Origin of the sequence: Yersinia sp. 2541 StPb PI (assembly GCF_052217145.1) — a bacterium.
Lineage (GTDB): Bacteria > Pseudomonadota > Gammaproteobacteria > Enterobacterales > Enterobacteriaceae > Yersinia > Yersinia enterocolitica_E.
On record NZ_JAZGQB010000001.1, the window covers coordinates 1,995,430 to 2,013,142 of the forward strand.

The window sequence follows — 17,713 nt, forward strand, 5'->3', positions numbered from 1 at the left end:
TAACAAAGAAGATCAACTTATGACTAAAGCTTCAGTTCTCATTACAGGCGCATCCACGGGTATTGGTGCTGTTTACGCTGAACGGTTTGCCCGCCGGGGCCACGACCTGGTTCTGGTCGCGCGCGACAAAGCAAAGTTAGAGACACTTGCCGAGCGTCTGCGACAAGAAAATGATATTTCTGTCGATGTTCTGCCTGCCGACCTTACGCAAACGAGTGATTTAGCCGTGGTCGAAGTCCGCCTGCGTGAAGACGCGCAGATTGGCATTCTTATCAATAACGCGGGTATCGCGCAGTCCGGCAGTTTTACAGAGCAAACGCCAGATTCGGTAGAAAGCCTTATCGCGCTTAACGTCACCGCACTGACGAGACTTGCCAGTGCGGTGGCTCCACGATTTGTAAAAGCCGGAGAAGGCTCGATCGTCAATATCAGTTCCATCGTCGGACTCGCTCCTGAATTTGCCATGACGGTTTACGGCGCAACCAAAGCCTTTGTTCTTTTCCTGTCTCAGGGAATGAATGTAGAGCTGTCATCTAAGGGCATTTATATCCAGGCGGTGCTCCCTGCCGGCACTTACACGGAAATTTGGGATCGTGCGGGTATCGACATCAGTAATTCGGCAAAATTCATGGAAGTGGGCGAGTTAGTGGATGCCGCACTGGTGGGCTTTGATCGCCGTGAACTGGTCACCATCCCGCCTTTACATAATGCCGCCCGCTGGGACACCCTCGATGCTTCACGTCAGGCTCTGCTTTCAGACATCAAACAAGATGAAGCCGCCGAACGATATAAAGCACTGTAATCAATGAGGTGCACTGTGCAGAACGGTCTTCCGGCTGTTCTGCACAGAGGTAAATCCGACATAAATCCCTTACAACCTGTCGTCTCATCAGTGATGAGAAACATCAAAAAAATCATGAAGGCCTTATTCAGCATGACAAAAAAACGTGTAGCACTGGTTACCGGCGCTTCCTCAGGTATTGGTGAAGCGTCTGCTTATAAACTCTTAGCAGCCGGTTATACGGTATATGGGACAAGCCGACGTGGACCTCTGGCGGGTATGCATCCGTTTCCGTTATTGACGCTTGATGTGACGGACGATACCTCTGTCGAGGCTGCTATTGAGGAGTTGCTGCGTCTGGAGGGGCGGATCGATATTCTGGTGAACAATGCGGGCTTCGGGGTCGCTCCGGCGGCTGCGGAAGAAAGTTCTATCGAACAGGCCAGGCGTATTTTCGACACCAACTTTCTGGGCATAGTCAGGTTGACGCGGGCAGTGATCCCTCATATGCGTCGTCAGGGCAGTGGGCGCATCATTAACATCGGTTCGATACTGGGGATTGTTCCGTTGCCGTATGTGGCACTTTATGCGGCCAGTAAGCATGCGGTCGAAGGATATACGGGGGCACTGGATCATGAACTGCGCACGCAGGGCATCAGAGTTTCCGTCATCGAACCTGCCTATACGAAAACGCAGTTTGAAGCCAATAACTTAGAACCGGATGCCAAGCTTGAAGATTATGACCTGATCCGGGCTAAGCTGGCGAAAGTGGTGAGCAAGGCAATGGCCGAAGCGGAAAGTCCGGAGGTTGTGGCTGATGTGGTTGTTAAAGCGGCTCAGACTTTACATCCGAAGGTACGCTACACGGCGGGAGCGCTGGCAGGAAAATTGAATTTTATTCTCAGATTCGCGCCTGCATCATTCCTGGATAAGGTGGTACGCAAAAGTCTTCAGCTTGATGCGAAAGAATAAAAATGAAATTTTCTCAACTGGCTATTCTGACCTCAGTGTTATTTTTCATCCTGGCCACAGTATGGATGTTTTTCCCGGAACAGCTCTTAACTCAATGGGGAATTGAATCTACGAGTGGTACAGGAGTCGTGAGTCGTCGCTCTGCCGCATTTTTTGCGGGAATAGGGGTGATGTGTTTATTCGCCAGAAATGCAGAGCCGTCACTGACCCGCTACGCGCTGGCCGCCGGTATCAGCACGATATCTATTATTTTAGCCGTAATGGGCATAGTTGAATGGCGCGAAGGACACGTTAACGGGCAGATCCTTTTTGCCGTGTTTATCGAGCTATTCCTGGGGATTGCCTTTTTACTCAGCAACAGATCCGCTAAGAAAAATTTCACTCACAAACGCGACAGGGTAAACGACAAATGAAGACTAAGACGATGAAAGCATTTACATTTAAACACTATGGTAAATCCCCTGAATCAGGATTGGATGACGTCGGTTATCCTGCAATTAATGCTGATGAAATCCTGGTTAAAGTTTACGCGGCTGGTCTGAACCCGATAGATAACATGATCCCAACCGGAATATTTAAGCCGGTTTTGCATTTTAAGCTTCCCGCCACATTGGGCAGCGACTTGTCCGGGGTTGTTGTTGCCGTGGGGAGTCGTGTGACGCGTTTCACTCCAGGTGACGAAATCTTTGCCAGTATTTTCGACAGGGGAACGGGATCTCTTGCCGAATTTGCAGTGGTGCCTGAAAGCGCCGCAGCAATGAAACCCTCAAATCTGGATTTCGTTCAGGCTGCTTCTTTGCCGATGGTGAGCCTTACATCCTGGCAAGCGCTGACAGAGCGGGCTAAGTTGCGGCCTGGTCAGAAGGTTTTCATCCCGGCAGGTTCCGGGGGCATTGGCAGTTTTGCTATCCAACTGGCGAAGCACCTTGGCGCAAAGGTGGGAACGACAACGAGTTCAGGCAACGTCGAGTGGGTGAGTCGTCTTGGCGCAGACGAAGTGGTTGATTATAAGAAACAAGAATTTGAAAAGGTGTTGAGCGGCTACGATATTGTTCTCGGCACTGTAAGAGGCGATTTAATTGAAAAATCCACCCAAATTCTTAAGTCTGGGGGAAAGATTGTTTCTCTCATCGGCCCGTTAGATGCCGCGTTCGCCCAGGCGCGGGGATTAAACTTCCTCCTGCGTTTAGTTTTCGGGCTGATGAGCCGCAAGATTATGCGTCTTACGAAAAAACGGGGCCTGAGCTATTCATTTCTTTTTGTCCGTCCTGATGGCGATCAGCTTACCCAAATTGGCAAACTCATAGAAGCTGAACAACTCAATCCTCTGATCGATAAGGTGTTTCCCTTTGCAGAGGCGAAGGAGGCTCTTGCCTATCTTGCTCAGGGACATGCGAAAGGAAAAGTGGTCGTTAAGATGCAGGAGTGATAGCAACTGAAGTTTAAATCGGTGAAAGAGGATAACCACCAAGAACAATCTCCGCAAGTTTGACCATATATCACAGCTATTAAGTAGCTAGATTGATGGCCGTGAATGTCCGCTTTTCGCTCATAGCTGACAGTCAGGCTTGTTCGTACCTTGCTACAGAACACAACCCGAACGCATTAAACGTATCGAAATTTTTACGAATGGTTCCGAATTAGCAGTTAACTATATGAATTTAAAGACTAGGGAAGTAAGGTAATGGAAGGTGTTTTTTGAGATGATATCAATTGCTTAATAGGACTACCATCACCCCTCGTTACTTGTTATTTCATCCCTATCGCCACTTTGTCGCCATGCTTAAATCGGGCTAATGGGTTGAGTGAATAGCGTCTTGCAGGTGGTCTGCCGCGACGTGAGAGTAGCGCATGGTGACCCGAATATCTGAATGGCCGAGGATGTGTTGCAGCACGATGATATTGCCACCGGCCATCATATCCTTCGAAATCGTCTTTATGACTTTGCATTCTCTCTGCTAAGCTGCTCTGCCGGCTTCATAGCCTAACGTGATATAATCTTATTTTTACGGAAGATTTATGCTGACCAACTCATCCACTCGTCTTAACAAATATATTAGCGAGAGCGGTATCTGTTCTCGTCGTGATGCCGATCGTTATATTGAACAAGGACATGTTTTTATTAATGGCAAACGGGCCGCTGTTGGCGATCAAGTATATGGCGGGGATGTAGTCAAAGTTAACGGTCAGCTTATCGAACCGCGTGACGAAAACGACTTGGTGCTGATCGCACTGAATAAACCGGTTGGCATCATAAGCACCACCGAAGAGGGGGAAAACGATAACATCGTTGATTTCGTTAATCACAGTAAACGAGTCTTCCCTATCGGACGTTTGGACAAAGACTCGCAGGGGTTGATTTTTTTGACGAATCACGGTGATTTGGTTAACAAAATCCTGCGCGCCGGGAACGACCACGAAAAAGAGTACGTGGTTACGGTCAACAAACCGGTGACTGACGAGTTTATTCTCGGTCTGGGTGCTGGTGTACCGATGATGGGAACCGTGACCAAAAAATGCAAAGTGAATAAAGTCGCGACCTTTGTATTTAATATCACGCTGGTGCAAGGGCTTAACCGTCAAATTCGCCGTATGTGTAAACATTTTGGCTATGAAGTCACCAAGCTTGAGCGCACTCGTATCATGAACGTCACCCTGAAAGGACTGCCAATGGGTGAGTGGCGAGATTTGACTGATGATGAGCTAATCGAGTTATTTAAGCTGATTGAAAACTCATCATCTGACGAAAAACCGGTGAAAAAAGCCAAGGCTAAGCCCGTGGCAGATAAAAAACCGAGTGTTAGTGGGGCGAAAAAGGCCGAAAAACCCGATGGTAACTCAGCTTCCCGCAAGCGCTTTACCCAACCCGGACGTAAGAAGAAAGGGCGCTAAGCTCACATAATTATCATCGGTCTCAGTACTCAAGCATATAAACTCGGCAATAGCCGAGTTTATATTGATGAAACACCCGGTGTGAAACCAATCATCAGTCTTTTTCCTCATGTCCTGTCAAACCTGACGCTATGGCCTGAGTACGGCATTAGTTCCCAATATTTAATATAGAGCATACTTTCTTGCTCGTATTGACGTCACAATAATAGTAGGTAGACTGGTATACCTATAATTATCCAAAGCAGGAAGAAATTGGCCATGTCCTCACGCGAATTATCAGAAAGTGCCCGAGATCGGCTGCTGAGTGCTGCAAGGGTGTTGTTCTATAACGATGGCATTGCGGCAACGGGTATTGATGCCATTGTTAAAAGGGCTGGTGTTGCCAAGAAAAGTCTCTACAACAACTTTGAGTCCAAAGCAGAACTTGTTGCTACTTACTTACAGATTCGTCATGAAGAGTGGCTCGCACTGTACGCTAATCGTCTGCAACAAACGGCGAGTCCAAAAGAGAGCGTGATGGCTGTTTTTCTTGCTTATGCAGACCATGCTGAATTTGCCTATGAACGTGGATTCAGAGGGTGCGGACTATTGAATGCCGCGGCTGAACTGCCCGCGGGCGCCCCGGGCAGACAGGCAGTGCGCGGGCACAAGGAGCAGGTAGAGTCGATTCTGACTGAACATCTTTGTGTGCTTCTCTCTGGTGATGAACAACGTGCCATACGGATGGCCAGGCACTTTTCATTTTTACTCGAGGGGAGTATGTCTCGCGCAGGCTTGGAAGGGAATGGTGAGTGCGTTCGTCAGGCAATGACAATGGCCGCCGAAATGATGGAGTCGCTATGACTGTCACGCCAAGAGATCGCATGATGGGCAGGGTGGGAGTATTGATTGCGGCCATCTTGTGGGGAACCACAGGAACGGCGGCAACATTTGCTCCTGCGGTTAGTGCTGTTGCCATAGGCGCTGTTGCGATGGGGCTAGGGGGGCTACTCCAGGCGATGATAGCCGCTGGGAGTATCATTAGTTATGTAGATAAACTCCTTCAACAGTGGCGTTTACTGCTGATAGGGGTCATTGCTGTTGCCATCTATCCGCTGGCATTCTATGCCTCTATGCATTTAGCGGGTGTCACTGTCGGGACTGTCATTTCTATTGGTTCTGCCCCTCTGTTATCTGCTCTGATTGAATATGTCTTGGAGGGCGAGCGGTTGACGACTCGCTGGATGTTGGGGGCTGCTCTTGGCATTGCAGGCATGGTGTTGCTTTGTATGGCTGAAAGTGGGGGGCACGGCACTCTGGTTCAGTCACCCAATGTCACGATAGGAGTAATTCTAGGCCTTCTTGCTGGTTTTACTTATGCGCTGTATTCGTGGGCTGCTCGCCGTTTGATGCAGCGAGGACTTCCTTCTCGCACCGCGATGGGGGCGATTTTTGGTCTTGGCGGCATTTTACTAATGCCAGTACTCCTTATGACTGGAGCCCCGCTGCTGGAATCTTGGAGTAATGCGGCAGTGGGTGCCTATATGGCGTTGGTCCCGATGTTTCTTGGCTATATTTGCTATGGATATGGGCTGGCTCGTATAACGGCAAGTATGGCGACGACTATTACCCTCATCGAGCCTGTTATTGCTGCCATATTGGCAGTGATTATCGTGGGAGAAAGACTGCCTATTACGGGGTGGGTGGGGATCGGGCTGGTGGTAGCTTGCCTGATATTTATTACTGTTCCGATAAAATGTGCTCTAATTGTTCGGGTAAGAGAAAACAATAGCCTGTAGTGGCACAATGATGCCTGATCTTGCCCGCTTGCAGCTAGATTTCTCCATTATTGCCACCTTCGCTTCAATTGTTGTTCCGATGGTCAATCGTCCCTCTGTGCTATTGAGGGAAGTTCGCCCAGGCACTTAAGTACGCCACACCCTGTTTATTAACCACAATTTGTGGGGCAATTATCTATTTCAGGATGGTGCACTACGCTCATTCTCGGATAATCCCTATTTATGGGGCGCACTATTCAGTGTGATGTTTGCTTTGTTCATTAACAATATCGTGGTTGTGGTGATATCTAGTATGTTAATATTTTATATCATTGGTTCGGTAGTTTAGTCAGGAAACTAATATCAGCAGTGTGTTTATCAATGGTTTTCTGTGATATTACATTTAACTCAGCAGGCCATTTAACACTTTATTTTGGTGATTAGCATTAATGATTGGCGAATGTGGTTAACGTCACCTTGGTTGTTTTTTTGTTAACTTCCCAATTTCTTACAGATTAAATGTAGGAAATAAAGCACATCCTCTAATATTAAAAATAATATCGGAACAGATGTTCAGCAGATCGAATTAATACAGTGAAACCCTCAATGAGATTGATCGCTGTCAGGCTGGCGGTATACTTCACCGCAAATCAAAACTACATCAGGTCTGCGTTCATGAAGACGAGTAGCTACAGCCATGCATTCGTGGCGTGTTGTATACACATCATCGGTCACGGGCAGTGCCTCGCAAGCATCCATACCGCAGGTGCTAACCAATAAAACAAATCCTATGAGCATATATTCTCCTTATTTATAGGATTTATATGAGTATAGCGCGTTTGCTGAAGAAGTAGTGCTCTCCTTTTCTAAGAAATGGAGTTTACATTTTTTGGTTAAGTATTAGCCAAGTTTAGTTACTGCTACCCCTATCAGAATAATGGCACTGGCGATGAGTCGTAACATCGATGGTTTCTCTTTTAGCATCCAGATTGAGATTATCATGGCGAACAAGACACTGGTTTCACGTAGAGCGGCAACGAGGGCGATTGGCGTGCTTTTCATGGCCCAAATGACAATGCCATAAGCCAGTAATTGCATCGCACCACCAATCACGCCGTGTCGCCAGTGTTGGCGTATTTGACGAAAAACCACATTGCGGTGCATTATCCAAAGTAATGCAAACATGGCTATGCCGTTGCACATAAACAACCAAAAAATATAACTAAGTGGTTCAATGCTGGCGCGGCTACCAGCCCCATCAGATAGGGTGTAACAGGCAGTAAAAGTCGCAGTAATTAAGGCATAGATAATAGCCCTGCCATTGACTTTGTCAGGGCCACGTCGGCCATCAAATGTCATCATGATGACACCGGAGACTAAAATAGCCGCCCCTACTAAGGCTAACGACCTGGGGATTTCCGACAAGATTAACCAAGAGAGCAGAGCACTTAACAGGGGGGCAACGCCACGTGCGATAGGATAGATTTGACCAAACTCGGCTTGTTCATAAGCTTTACTTAGAAACAGGCAATAACCTGTGTGAAAAGCAACCGACAACAGTAACCAAGGAAGCGCGCTCAGCGAGGGTAACGCCACAAAAAAAATACCGAACAGTGAAATCACTCCGGAGAAAATTGCCATCAAAGAGATAGCGACAAAACGATCATTGCCAAATTTAACAAGAGCGTTCCAGCAAGCATGTAACAGTGCCGCGCCCAGCACCGCAAGAAATATTTCACTACTCATTCTATCCCCTTACTTAGGCGTCTCAGTTTACCTTAATTGCATTTATTTTCACGTCTGTAACACGTAAAAATTGTTCCAGCTAGCTGATTCTTAGTGAGGGAAAAGATGAAAAAATGAGCTCAATGTCCCGATTTATTGCAAGAGTAAATATAACTAACTAACAACATCTGTATCATCTTATTTACTTTCTTAAGCAATAAATAAGGGTGGATTACGCCAAGGTGACATTGCTCTGATTAAGTAAATGGGGGTGTTTATTGCATATGATATTCGTTGCTTTTTCCTTATCATTGATAGTAATCGTGTTTCTAATTTTATTTATGATAAAAGGGAATAATTAATTAGGACATATCTTGGATGATCTAAATGGACTAAAAAGAATACCAGTGGATATAATTAAACGGCAATAAATTATTATCAAAAACAGGGTCTGGCTATTATTAGCCAGAGTCTACATTCATTTTATTCTGGGGTGTCTATTTTGTTAAAAAAAAGTGTTTTCCTATTATTTGCTATGGTCGTTGTTCTTGCCGGTTGTTCTGAACCTGAACCAACAGGCACTAAAGTTTTTGGTGGCAAAGCTTACATTGAGATGCCAGCTGAATTCACTTTAATGTCTAAAGAAATGCTGGCAACTAAATACCCTCAGCAGAATGCACCACAAGAAGCCTATTCCGTTGAACAGGGCAGTGTGTCCTTCGCATTCAGCGATAGCAATAGTGCCATACCCGATGGCAAGCTCGCTGAAGTTGTTAATATGATGAAGAAACAATTTGCGCCATTCAAGCCGACTCTGGAAGAGAAGGATGTTGATGGGCGTAAAGCTTATATCATCACTATGGATACCCCGGCTGCTGATGGAACCATCAAGAATGTGATGTTGCTCACTACGATTGATGGGAAACTAGTTATTGCTACGTTTAACACGACTGAAGCTTTAGCTGACAAATATATGGATGTTGGCAAGAATGCACTGCTTTCTTTAAAGTTTAAGAAGTGACCATTATTAGTTAATTCAGTTATTTTAAGTCTAAAAAAATAGATAAAAAGTAATAAAGGTTGCCTGATTAAGAGGGCAACCTTTCTCATTGCTAAAGCAACGTTGTTGAGCGCTAGTGGGGAAGACGGTACGCCGAACACTTCCTAAAACAGCTATAAATTGGCATCATAGAGCTATGTTGTTTTTTTAGGATGAGTAATGAAACAGTTCCCTTTTGATAAACGTTATGAGATTGAAGATGCCAGTGGTGTTGTTGAGTACTACATTGATGGTGATGAGTATATTCGCCGCCAGGATGGCGTACCGGGCTATCGAATCACAGGTTATGAAGTGTATGAACATGATGCAGAGGCTAAACTCGCTGGTTTTCTCGAAGGGAAGCATATAACAACCCCGGATGCGGATATTCTGCTGACAATTTTAGATGACCAACAACCTGCGGATTAGATTTCATTACTTTGGCTTTCGTCTGTGCAATGTTGCTATATAAAGATCATCTGCGGTTTTTGAAACAGAAAATAGGGCGTTATTAGCGATAATATTTTTTTGCAGAAGCTGCTATTCAATCTGGCTAAAACCGATTAACGTCAATCTACTTAGTGATAATCAGTCGGGGTTTCGATGAGCCAGCAAACTATTACGTTGTATACCGATTCAGATTTTTTTAGTCCTTATGTGATGTCGGTATTCGTATCATTGACAGAAAAAGCACTGCCTTTCTCATTAAGCGTCATTAATTTGTCTGCTGGGGAGAATCTGCAACAGGCTTATGCCCGTCTGTCGGCGACACGTCGGGTGCCGACACTGGTTATCGATGATTTTCAACTCTCTGAGTCTTCAGCTATTGCTGAATATTTGGACGAGCGTTTCCCGGCGCCAGATTACGCTCGGCTGTATCCGCAAGATAGGCAAGAGCGTGCCAGAGCGCGTGAAATACAGGCATGGCTGCGCAGTGATTTTATGCCGGTCCGCACTGAACGGCCAACTGAAGTGGTCTTTGCTGGGTTAAGGCTGCCTCCTTTGTCTGATAGCGCGCAACAAGCGGCGAAGAAACTTATTTCTGGGTTGGAGCGTTTGCTGTCGGATGGCAGAAGATATTTATTCAGTGAATGGTGTATCGCAGATACTGATTTGGCACTGATGCTTAACCGGTTAGTTCTTAATGGCGACAACTTACCTGAGTATCTTCGTCAGTATGCAAATTACCAATGGCAGCGGCCTTCTGTGCAGCAATGGCGAGCATTATCGCAGAAATAGAGGTAAGAAAAATTGAGGGTGGGGCAATCCTTCACCTTGTACCAAAGTAGGATTAGCTTCGATAGAATGAAAAACGTTATTGAGTTTGAAACTGAGCGTTTACAGCTACGGCAGTGGCTCCCGTCAGACCGGGCACCTTTTGCAGCGCTTAACGCAGATCCTCGCGTTATGGCATTTTTCCCAGCCCCTCTAACACGTGAAGCAAGCGATATGATGGCTTCACGTTGTCAATTATTGATAGCACAGTGTGGCTGGGGGTTGTGGGCTGTTGAGCTGAAAGCTAGCGGGCAGTTTGTCGGCGCATTGGGGTTACATATTCCTACCGTTAAATTACCTTTTTCACCTTGTGTCGAGATAGGCTGGCGTTTTGCTTTTCCATTTTGGGGGCAAGGGCTGGCAACGGAAGCTGCATTGGCAGTATTGACGGTAGGTTTCGATCAATTAAAACTGGCTGAAATTGTTTCATTTACTGCTTTAATTAACCTGCGTTCACAAGCATTGATGGAACGAATCGGCATGGTGCGCGCGCCAGACCATTTTCCCCATCCAATTGTCAGCCCTGACAGTAAGTTAAGCCAACACTGTTGGTATCATCTTTCTCATCAACAATGGCATAACAGACAGGATGATTTTGTGAGACTATCATCAAATTAGTCTACGTTTAGTCAGTAATATTTGGCCGCATCTGCTAGGACATATAATGATAATAAGCTGGAAATTAGTTCGTTCCATGGCGTTGCTAACCGGAGTTTCTCTATTGGTGGCCTGTAGCCAATTACCTAGAAATCCAGTGCCAGTGGAGTTAATGCCAGCGGCCGAAATCCCTGGAATGCCGGATATCCGTGCCGGGGCAGGGCACATTAGCCCGATATTTGAAGCGGATTTACTGCAATCTTATAAAGATGAATCGAAAGAGATGTTCCGAGCCGCGGATGGAACATTGGTTTATCCCCATCTGGCATTATCTGGTGGTGGCCCAAATGGCGCCTTCGGTGCTGGTTTTTTGAACGGCTGGACGAAAACAGGTAAGCGCCCCGTGTTTAAGGTGGTCAGTGGGGTTTCCACTGGCGCGTTGATCGCACCTTTCGCCTTTTTAGGGAGTGATCACGACCAGGCATTACATGACTTTTATACCACCACCACCACCCGTGATATTTTCCATCTGGATAATCTATTATTTCGCCTCTTTTTCCGCGAATCATTAGCGGATACCAGCCCGTTGTCTAAATTGATTGATGGGCATATTACTCCTGAGTTAATGAGTGAAATCGCCCAGGCACATCGGCATGGTCGGCGGTTGTATATGGGTACGGTGGATCTCGATTCGCAAAGATTTATTGTCTGGAACATGGGGCTGATTGCGATGAAAGGGACTCCTGAAGCTTTAATGCTATTTCGTAAGGTGATGCTGGCTTCCTCTTCAGTCCCTGTCGCGTTCTCACCGGTATTTTTTGATGTGGTGGCTCAGGGTAAGCATTACGATGAAATGCATGTTGACGGCGGTGTGGCGGCGCGGGTCTTCTATAATGGTGGTGTGTACAGTTCAAAAGTCGTACGTACCAGAGCGGGCCTGGCAGACAGTAAAGAAGATATTTATATCATCCATAATGGACAGCTTGGCCCACAACCAGAACCGACCCCACGGTTGGTGCGTAATATCGCTATGCGTACTCTTGACTCAACCAGCAAAGCGGCATTGGTCGGGGATTTGTATCGTATTTATGCATTCTCTTTGGCTGAAAATTCAGGATTCCACTGGATAACGATTCCATCAAATGTTGATACCAATGGCGCAGAGATTTTTGATCCCATCAAGATGGAGCGTTTGTATCAGGCGGGTTATGCAGAGGCGTTACAGGGGCCAAAATGGTCACTACGGCCACCAGGTACCATTGAGATGAACTCCTTACTACAAGATGCTGCTGCCATGCACAGTAACTAGAGGGGGCGCTTTGGCGTTGATGCCATTGTCAGGCTGGTACTTGGGTTACATTAGGTCAAGCAGTGGGAGTGAGCCATCAATAAGCGCCGCGGTGATATAGATAATAAATAGTGAATAGAGAAAGAAATTGCTGATCATTCGGCACCTCAATTACTCACACAGATAAGGTCTTTGTCATGACAAAGCCACTACAATATAGCATGTGAGCTGACTAAAAAACGCACTGATAGTGAATAAATAATGAATCTGCTGGGGTGGATTTAGAATGATGAATGCTTTTCAAGCAAGTTCTGGGCGCGTAGTAGGGTTTTAGAGTGACTGAACAATGAGGTTAGGACCAGATCTTGCCTGTCAGTCTTGGTTGAATATGCTGTAATATCAAAACGTTATCTTCAATTGAAAACAATTTAAGCAGCATATGATCAGAGAGAGTGTAATTGTGCTACACTATGCGACCGATAATCAAGGATAAAACATGAAAAAAGTCTCAATCATTGCTCAGTGCTTAATAAACGCTAAGAGTTTCAGTGAGATGTCCGAAGCTGAATCCTCGATAAAAAAAGTTTTCAACGATAGTTACGCAGAACATTCTTTTGATGAATGGAATACCGACGTTTCTACGTTGAGTGCTAACCGTGTTATCAGTTTGGTTGCTGGTGCTTCCAAGGTTCGGGTCAGAGGGTTGATCCAAGAATTATGGAATCACTGACCCCAGACCAAAGGTTTCCAATAACCCGTCTACCACATCACTACGCCAAGCATGCAAGTCATGCTGCGTGGTGAATGATTTCCCCGTACTTTCCATTTTCCGCTTGTTTTTTTCCCGTTGTCTCCTGCAAAACCGGCTATTTTCGTGAACAAAAATCTGGCCCGGTACAGATAATCTGAGTAAACGCTGACCACTCCACGGTTTATTGCCGTTGGTTAACGTAATCTAACGAGGTTGTACAACTGAGAGGCGAGCATATGTCATTTCTTGATAGCGTCAAAAGATTGGTTAGCAGTGTAAAAGTGAAGATCAAGTGCCCAGATTGTGGCGCAGTCTCTGAGCAGAGCTCAGAAAAAGTGCACAAAAATACGGCCTTGGTTTGCCCAAAGTGTGGTTGCTTATTTTTACCTAAAGACAAACGCTAGCGGTAGTCATATCAGCCAAAAATCATCGACGCCCACCGCAGCAGCATTAATGCGCCACAGATACAGAGTAACACCACAAACATTTTCCAATGTTTCGTATGCAAGCGTTTGGTCACCATAGGGTCCTTATTCAATTTAGTATTATGTCTGACGGGGTCAGCTCTGCGGAATTCATTTGTTTACTGCGACGCTGGTTACTTTAGGTATAGTAGCGAAAATTTATGCTGATGCGAGAGTTAGTCAGTTCGTACCAGTTAAGATAAAGTGTAATATGCGCTGCATCAATAAGATGACGAATAGGAATAATGAAACTATGGCTACAGTCCCACAAAAATATCAAGATGCCGAGCGTTGGGCATTTGGTGATACTGAACAAGTGGCAGATGATGTATTGGCATTAGTACTGAACGGTACGAAAACAGCGACCTGTGCGGCATTGGATGAAGATGGCGTGCCGCAGGCGGGGGATATCTTTGTTGTGGTCAGTGGCCGCAATGAACCGGTTTGTGCGATAGAGTTGACCGACGTAGAATTGAAAACGTTTGATCAGGTTGATGAAGCCCATGCTGTCGCTGAAGGTGAGGGCGATCGAACGCTGACGTTTTGGCGTAAAACGCAACAGCGCTTTTTTGAGGAGTACGAGATGTTCTCCCCAGAAATGATGCTGATTTGTATGCAGTTCAAAGTATTGGAAAAATTCTGATAGCTGGCTTCTAGTGGTCAGTAATTTGATTGATTTTGCACTACAGATATTATCGAGTCGCAACAGAAGAAACCGTCACTCATAAATTGTAGCTATGGGTTGACGGATCTTCTTATTGCAACAATCACGTTACCCTCATTACCCAAGCATCCTGATGTCGATCGTAATGTTGCTTAAAAAGCAACCGGTCTTTCCCATCTAACGTTGCGGGAATGCTGGTATGTTCATCCCACCCATCTAGCTGCATGCACAATTCAGGATCCGATTTACAGGGGATACTGAGGGTGTTTTCGCCTTTTGTCAGTGGTGCAGATAACTCTGCGTCATCAACTTCAAAATCTCTGATTTTTACTAGAGTTTTTCCCATAAAGACTCCTTACCTACCAAGTGGTATGAGGTATGACCAGATTGGTCGCCTTATTGAGAATAGCTGAGTCAGAAAAAAGTGCCAGAGGCCGCATCTAAAAAATACCGCCTCGGCGTAAATTCTATCCGCATCGAATCTGATGGGTGTTAATTATTTAATACCGAGTATGTTTAGTCAGAGTAGCCTAATGGCTGCATTCGCAGGGGAGTTCAGCCAAATTAAATTGGTTACGGCCATTCTTTTTCGAGTAATAAAGTGCTTGATCTGCCGCGAGCATTAAATCCGCTTGATCTGTAATACCACTATGCTGATGGGCTTGATAAACAGTGACACCAAGGCTGATGGTGACTTTACGGAATTTACTGTCATTGTGTTTAATTCCCATAGCACGGATAGATTGCAATATATGCTCGGCCACCAGGCTGGCGCCCTGTTGATCGGTATCTGGCAGAATAGCAGCAAACTCTTCTCCACCATAGCGAGCAACAATATCGGTGCTGCGTTTTAGTGATTTGCGTAATGCCCTGGCGACCAACCGTAAGCAGGCATCACCAGAGATATGACCATAGCAGTCATTGAAGTTCTTAAAGTAATCAATATCAATCATTAAAACTGCTAGCGGAGAGTCTGAGCGTTTTGCCCGCATAAATTCATGGGCCAGCACTTTTTTGAACGCCCGGCGATTAGGCAATTTAGTCAGTGAGTCTGTTCTGGCCTGAATTTCCAGACGTCGATTTGCTTTAACCAGCTTAAGTTCCAGCAATTTTCGTTCATGGATATCTTCTGCGGTTCCATACCAACACAACACATCGCCATTGTCATCTACGCTGGGAACTGCTCGGATTCGCATCCAGTTCCATCCCTTTTCAACATGACAAAAGCGGATTTCAACATCCAGTGGCTGCTGTGTTTGTAAGGAGTGTTCCCAACTGATTAAGGTGGGGTGGCGATCATCTAAATGGATGGTACGCAGCCATTTATCTGCCAGCGCCTCTTCGCGGGTTAATCCCGTAATTTTTTCAAAGCGAGAACTGACATCGGTAATCATGCCATCCGGGGATGCAGTCCAGGGAATTTGCGGATTCAGCTCCACCATATTGCGGTAATGCTGTTTACTGCTGCGCAGCTTTTCTTCCATCTCTTTTAATGACGTAATATCGATCATCGCGACGGACAGCCCACTCACTTGACCACTGGGATATCTGGCGGCATTTATCCGCATAAAGAACACCCGTGCTTTATCCGGCATCTGAAACTCAGCATCGGGGATACTGTCATTGCAATAGGCTTTCAGCAGAGCACTCTGCAAAATAGGAATAATGCCAGGTAGGAAGTCTGCAATTTTGCGCCCATTAATCTCTACTGTATTTTTACCCAGAAGTTCAGCCAGATAATCATTTACAGTAACATAGCGCAGGGTTGTATCGATAAAGCACAGACCAGCCGGAGCACTGGAATAAATCGATTCCAACTCAAATAAGCGTTTACCCGCATCATAAGGTAAATTGCTCAGGTTTCGATCAATTCCTCGATAACCTTTGAATTCGCCGTTATCATCGAACAGTGGGATACCACTGGTTTCAACTAAGACTTCGCTGCCATCAGCGCGAATATTACGGTTTTGCAAACCGGCAAAAGGGATACGTGCAGCCGCAATCTCTGCAAATATCTTTCCTACCCGGCTGGCTTCATCCTGAGGCATAAAGTCAAACGGCGTTTTACCGACCACCTCATGGGGTAGGCGACCAAGAAGCTCAATGGATTTTGCAGATGAAAACGTATAACGGCCGGAAGCATCAACTTCCCAGATCCAGTCTGAATTATTCTCGATGATGTCCCGTAAGCTGTTCATTTCTTTTAACAGACCAATGTCAGCTGATTCTTCCCGATTATCGTAGTCAGTCATGATGTCCACTCCTGTTTAATCTCGGCTTTCCTTAGATAGAAATATGTCGGCTATTATTTAAGCCCGCAGATTGTATAACAGGGACAGATTTAGTACAGTCCAATCGGATTTTTCTTATAAATAAACAATAACTAAAAATTTCAATCATAAAAAAATAAAAGGTTAAAAGACCAATAGTGCATAAAACACAACGAGTTAATGGCTTCTCCTCCTCTGTATTCCGGCACCACACTAGTATTCCAGCACTACACTGACATTGTCCTGATAGGTGCCAACGGTTCTTTGCGTTTGTTGTGCATTGATCATCGCTTTATAAGGGATCTGTTGAGCTGAGCCTGTCGCGGTATCTGATCTTTTGTTGGTTATATTCCAGGGAATCGACCCCGAGCCCTGATACAGTTGATACTGTAAATAGTCGGTAGGGGGGGCAGGTATAACACTCCCTGGGAGTAATTTCATTTGGGGCCAAGGGGCAGAGAAATTATCGCCATTTGTTATGTAGGTAGTGAAGGTGGCGTTCTTGGTACAGGTAGCGGTGATAAATTGATTTACAGGAATAAATTGTGACATTAACGCGTAGCTACCAAAATCGACATTGGGCGCGGCGTTTATGACACAATCGTTGTTGACCACCAATGTGACAGTGACTGTTGATGAAGCCGTTCCTTTGAATGTGCCACCGATACAGACGCCAATAACGGCAGAGCATAAATCATAATTCCAGTTCAAAGAGATAGTATCGGTATAAGTGCCGGCACTGATATTGACGTTAATGGCATTATTACTGCCAGTACGGATATAGATAGGTAAATTGGCTTTTATTTTCCCCAGCACGATGGTGAGTAAATTGCTGTTAGCATAGTTAATATTCCCCCCGACTATAATGGGATTGTTGTAGCCTGGGTCAGAATAGATTGAATAAGGAATTAAGTCGCCGGCGGCATTCTTAAGATTAAGATTATTAGCAGTGCTGGTGATGGTGCTGTTCAATACGGGAGTGGATAATACGCTCAGCGCTGTTCCATCACAGCCAAGTGCCGTTATACCACTGGCACTTTCGGGGAGGGTATTGACATTAAACGATGAATTTTGTGGCAGCTTTACTTCTGCGGCAGCAAAAGTGCACGCGGTGGCACTGCTGACAGACAATAGCCACAGTACAGACAGAACCAACCAATAAGGTAGCCTGTATGGCCGAGGTATCTTGCTGGTAATTCGCGTCGTGAGCGATATCATTAGCTGCTCCTTAAATAAAG

At 45.7% G+C, this 17,713-nt stretch carries 22 protein-coding genes and 1 pseudogene; 16 read left to right on the forward strand and 7 right to left on the reverse strand.

Annotation, left to right across the window (positions count from 1 at the left end; all coding sequences use genetic code 11):
• The first annotated feature begins 19 nt into the window (after positions 1-19).
• The 4 genes from V1953_RS08805 to V1953_RS08820 all read left to right on the forward strand — a co-directional run bounded on the left by V1953_RS08805 (position 20) and on the right by V1953_RS08820 (position 3,182).
• On the forward strand, positions 20-802 hold the full coding sequence (locus V1953_RS08805) for an SDR family NAD(P)-dependent oxidoreductase (RefSeq protein ID WP_442850836.1): 783 nt from the start codon (positions 20-22) through the stop codon (positions 800-802).
• A gap of 132 nt (positions 803-934) precedes the next feature.
• Positions 935-1,753 (forward strand): oxidoreductase, encoded by an 819-nt coding sequence (locus V1953_RS08810; protein ID WP_057621284.1) that lies wholly within the window; start codon positions 935-937, stop codon positions 1,751-1,753.
• 2 nt (positions 1,754-1,755) lie between these two features.
• Positions 1,756-2,166, forward strand: coding sequence for a hypothetical protein (locus V1953_RS08815; RefSeq protein ID WP_372569255.1), 411 nt, complete (start codon positions 1,756-1,758; stop codon positions 2,164-2,166).
• A complete protein-coding gene (locus V1953_RS08820; protein ID WP_372569254.1) occupies positions 2,163-3,182 on the forward strand; it encodes an NADP-dependent oxidoreductase in 1,020 nt (339 codons plus the stop codon). The genes V1953_RS08815 and V1953_RS08820 overlap by 4 nt, the downstream gene beginning before the upstream one ends.
• 320 nt (positions 3,183-3,502) lie before the next feature.
• Here the strand turns inward: V1953_RS08820 and V1953_RS08825 are convergent.
• Positions 3,503-3,672: pseudogene (locus V1953_RS08825) on the reverse strand (site-specific integrase); the annotation flags it as partial.
• A 100-nt stretch (positions 3,673-3,772) separates the two neighbouring features.
• Between V1953_RS08825 and rluF the strand changes: the two are divergent.
• The 4 genes from rluF (at position 3,773) to V1953_RS08845 (ending at position 6,751) form a co-directional block, all read left to right on the forward strand.
• Complete coding sequence (gene rluF / locus V1953_RS08830) at positions 3,773-4,645, forward strand: 23S rRNA pseudouridine(2604) synthase RluF (protein WP_083158636.1); 873 nt, start codon at positions 3,773-3,775, stop codon at positions 4,643-4,645.
• Positions 4,646-4,903: 258 nt separating this feature from the next.
• Complete coding sequence (locus tag V1953_RS08835; RefSeq protein WP_083158637.1) at positions 4,904-5,488, forward strand: TetR/AcrR family transcriptional regulator; 585 nt, start codon at positions 4,904-4,906, stop codon at positions 5,486-5,488.
• Positions 5,485-6,423: a DMT family transporter gene (locus V1953_RS08840; protein ID WP_372569253.1), complete on the forward strand. Its 939-nt coding sequence runs from the start codon at positions 5,485-5,487 to the stop codon at positions 6,421-6,423. The genes V1953_RS08835 and V1953_RS08840 overlap by 4 nt, the downstream gene beginning before the upstream one ends.
• A gap of 160 nt (positions 6,424-6,583) precedes the next feature.
• Complete coding sequence (locus tag V1953_RS08845; protein ID WP_372569252.1) at positions 6,584-6,751, forward strand: AzlD domain-containing protein; 168 nt, start codon at positions 6,584-6,586, stop codon at positions 6,749-6,751.
• Between the two features lie 254 nt (positions 6,752-7,005).
• Here V1953_RS08845 and V1953_RS08850 read toward each other — a convergent pair whose 3' ends face one another.
• Together V1953_RS08850 and V1953_RS08855 are read right to left on the reverse strand one after the other, a co-directional pair.
• A complete protein-coding gene (locus V1953_RS08850) occupies positions 7,006-7,200 on the reverse strand; it encodes a hypothetical protein (RefSeq protein ID WP_083158639.1) in 195 nt (64 codons plus the stop codon).
• 102 nt (positions 7,201-7,302) lie between these two features.
• Positions 7,303-8,148 carry a DMT family transporter gene (locus V1953_RS08855; protein ID WP_442850837.1) on the reverse strand — a complete coding sequence of 282 codons (846 nt, stop codon included), beginning with the start codon at positions 8,146-8,148 and terminating at the stop codon, positions 7,303-7,305.
• A gap of 481 nt (positions 8,149-8,629) precedes the next feature.
• On the opposite strand from V1953_RS08855, the gene V1953_RS08860 reads away from it, so the two are divergent.
• The 7 genes from V1953_RS08860 (at position 8,630) to V1953_RS08890 (ending at position 13,481) form a co-directional block, all read left to right on the forward strand.
• Positions 8,630-9,148, forward strand: coding sequence for a hypothetical protein (locus V1953_RS08860; protein ID WP_083158641.1), 519 nt, complete (start codon positions 8,630-8,632; stop codon positions 9,146-9,148).
• 198 nt (positions 9,149-9,346) lie between these two features.
• Entirely contained in the window at positions 9,347-9,595 is a 249-nt protein-coding gene (locus tag V1953_RS08865; protein ID WP_083158642.1) for a hypothetical protein, read from the forward strand.
• Between the two features lie 174 nt (positions 9,596-9,769).
• Positions 9,770-10,405 carry a glutathione transferase gene (gene yfcF, locus V1953_RS08870; RefSeq protein WP_372569251.1) on the forward strand — a complete coding sequence of 212 codons (636 nt, stop codon included), beginning with the start codon at positions 9,770-9,772 and terminating at the stop codon, positions 10,403-10,405.
• Between the two features lie 66 nt (positions 10,406-10,471).
• Entirely contained in the window at positions 10,472-11,059 is a 588-nt protein-coding gene (locus tag V1953_RS08875) for a GNAT family N-acetyltransferase (protein ID WP_083158644.1), read from the forward strand.
• Positions 11,060-11,105: 46 nt separating this feature from the next.
• Positions 11,106-12,347, forward strand: coding sequence for a patatin-like phospholipase family protein (locus tag V1953_RS08880; RefSeq protein WP_083158645.1), 1,242 nt, complete (start codon positions 11,106-11,108; stop codon positions 12,345-12,347).
• Positions 12,348-12,822: 475 nt separating this feature from the next.
• Positions 12,823-13,056, forward strand: a complete 234-nt coding sequence (locus V1953_RS08885; RefSeq protein WP_005182969.1) for a hypothetical protein — start codon at positions 12,823-12,825, stop codon at positions 13,054-13,056.
• A gap of 257 nt (positions 13,057-13,313) precedes the next feature.
• Positions 13,314-13,481 carry a YnfU family zinc-binding protein gene (locus V1953_RS08890; RefSeq protein ID WP_227746530.1) on the forward strand — a complete coding sequence of 56 codons (168 nt, stop codon included), beginning with the start codon at positions 13,314-13,316 and terminating at the stop codon, positions 13,479-13,481.
• Positions 13,482-13,492: 11 nt separating this feature from the next.
• On the opposite strand, the gene yniD is transcribed toward V1953_RS08890, so the two are convergent.
• Positions 13,493-13,600, reverse strand: coding sequence for a small membrane protein YniD (yniD, locus tag V1953_RS08895; protein WP_086018937.1), 108 nt, complete (start codon positions 13,598-13,600; stop codon positions 13,493-13,495).
• 194 nt (positions 13,601-13,794) lie between these two features.
• On the opposite strand from yniD, the gene V1953_RS08900 reads away from it, so the two are divergent.
• On the forward strand, positions 13,795-14,184 hold the full coding sequence (locus tag V1953_RS08900) for an ASCH domain-containing protein (protein ID WP_442850838.1): 390 nt from the start codon (positions 13,795-13,797) through the stop codon (positions 14,182-14,184).
• Positions 14,185-14,308: 124 nt separating this feature from the next.
• Here the strand turns inward: V1953_RS08900 and V1953_RS08905 are convergent, their stop codons facing one another.
• The 3 genes from V1953_RS08905 to V1953_RS08915 all read right to left on the reverse strand — a co-directional run bounded on the left by V1953_RS08905 (position 14,309) and on the right by V1953_RS08915 (position 17,693).
• Positions 14,309-14,551 carry a DUF1480 family protein gene (locus V1953_RS08905; RefSeq protein WP_083158647.1) on the reverse strand — a complete coding sequence of 81 codons (243 nt, stop codon included), beginning with the start codon at positions 14,549-14,551 and terminating at the stop codon, positions 14,309-14,311.
• A gap of 184 nt (positions 14,552-14,735) precedes the next feature.
• Positions 14,736-16,457, reverse strand: a complete 1,722-nt coding sequence (locus V1953_RS08910; RefSeq protein ID WP_083158648.1) for a sensor domain-containing diguanylate cyclase — start codon at positions 16,455-16,457, stop codon at positions 14,736-14,738.
• 231 nt (positions 16,458-16,688) lie between these two features.
• Positions 16,689-17,693, reverse strand: coding sequence for a Csu type fimbrial protein (locus V1953_RS08915; RefSeq protein WP_372569886.1), 1,005 nt, complete (start codon positions 17,691-17,693; stop codon positions 16,689-16,691).
• Between the last annotated feature and the right edge of the window lie 20 nt (positions 17,694-17,713).